Source organism: Acidisphaera rubrifaciens HS-AP3, assembly GCF_000964365.1.
In the GTDB taxonomy this organism is placed as follows: Bacteria; Pseudomonadota; Alphaproteobacteria; order Acetobacterales; family Acetobacteraceae; genus Acidisphaera; species Acidisphaera rubrifaciens.
The window spans coordinates 1-1,350 of the sequence record NZ_BANB01000423.1 but is presented as its reverse complement, the minus strand read 5'-3'; the positions used below and the strand labels follow the sequence as shown (position 1 = coordinate 1,350).

At 73.2% G+C, this 1,350-nt stretch carries 2 protein-coding genes; one reads left to right on the top strand and one right to left on the bottom strand.

The window, feature by feature from the left end; genetic code table 11:
• Nucleotides 1–171 precede the first annotated feature (171 nt).
• Complete coding sequence (locus B8460_RS23640; protein WP_277813976.1) at nt 172–294, top strand: hypothetical protein; 123 nt, start codon at nt 172–174, stop codon at nt 292–294.
• Nucleotides 295–305: 11 nt separating this feature from the next.
• Here the strand turns inward: B8460_RS23640 and B8460_RS12295 are convergent, their stop codons facing one another.
• Complete coding sequence (locus tag B8460_RS12295; RefSeq protein WP_048861895.1) at nt 306–1,241, bottom strand: carotenoid 1,2-hydratase; 936 nt, start codon at nt 1,239–1,241, stop codon at nt 306–308.
• Nucleotides 1,242–1,350 lie beyond the last annotated feature (109 nt).

Sequence of the window (1,350 nt, the reverse complement as noted above, 5' to 3'; positions counted from 1 at the left end):
GGGCGCAGTGCCGCCGCTGGAGGCGACGCGCTTCCTCGTCGACGCGGTGACGGCCACGCCCGCGCCGCGGCGTGCGGCGCCGCCCCGCACGCTCGGCGAGCAGATCGTGTGGATCGCGGAGCTGTTCGACCGGCTGGAGCAGCGCGACCGGCCGCACGGTGAGCTGGCGCGATGATGCATTTCCTCGTGTCGCACGAGTGGATGCTCATCGAGCTGATCGTGCTCGCCGTGCTGCTCTATGAACTCTGGTCGATCAACCGCACGACGCGCGACACGCGGAAGTCCAAGGACTGAACGCGCGGCCGTCAGCGCAATGCGCGTGGCATGCGGAACGGCAGCATCGCCTGCACCCAGGGGGCGACGAAGCGGCGCATCGACAGCGCCTCGTGCATGGCGATGACCGGCTCGCCGTCGATCCGCGTGTCCAGCAGCGACCGCGCATAGAACGGCGCGTCCGTCAGCGTCGTGCGCAGCCGCGTCCCGCCCGGGGTCTCCGCCCGCGTCGCGCGCGCGATGCCCCATCGCGTGCCCGGCAGCGGACAGGCGGCCGGCGCCGCATAATCGGCAACGCGCCCGTCGCGGCCGACGCGCAGGCTCAGGTTCTGCACGCTGCCGTCGCGGCGGCGCACGTCATACAGGATCGCGGCGCCGTCGCGCAGCGGCGCGCGGGACCAGGTCCAGTGGTCGAAGCTGTCCTCCAGCGGCACGCTGCCGGCGTTGCTGTCGAAATATCCGTCCCCCGCCCACGCGAGCGCCGGCTGGTCGAAACGGACCTCCACCCGCGCACAGGGCGCGATCGGCGACCAGCGGTGACGCCGCTCGGCATCGAGGTGAAACGTCGCGTCCGTCGGCGTGCCGGGATGGACACGCACGCGCCCGCGCACGCGGCGCGGCAGCGGCGCCGCCCGCTCGTCGATGTCGATCACCAGCGCGTCGCCGTCCCAGGCGAGCGTACTCGGTCCGAGCGCGAACGACGTCGCGGTGCGGTGCAGGTGCGACGCACCGCGCTCCGTCATCGTCCAGCGCCGGCCGCGCTCGCCGTACAGCACCACGTTGACCGCGCAGTGGCGTTCCGGATCAACCGGCCCGCGGCGGCGCGCGAAGCTGTAATAGGGCGAGAACACGCTGCCGACGAAGGCGATGACGGTGAGGCCGGAGCGGCCGTCGTCGCTGACCGCATCGACATACCACCAGGCATAGCCGCCAGCCGGGACCGGCGCGCTGAAATCGCGCGGGTTCATCGGAGGTCGGCGATCACGGCGGCGGCGGCAAGCCGGCCGGACAGCGCCGCCATCGGCACGCCCGCGCCGGGGTGTGCGCTGCCGCCGGCGACATACAGCCCGCGCAGCC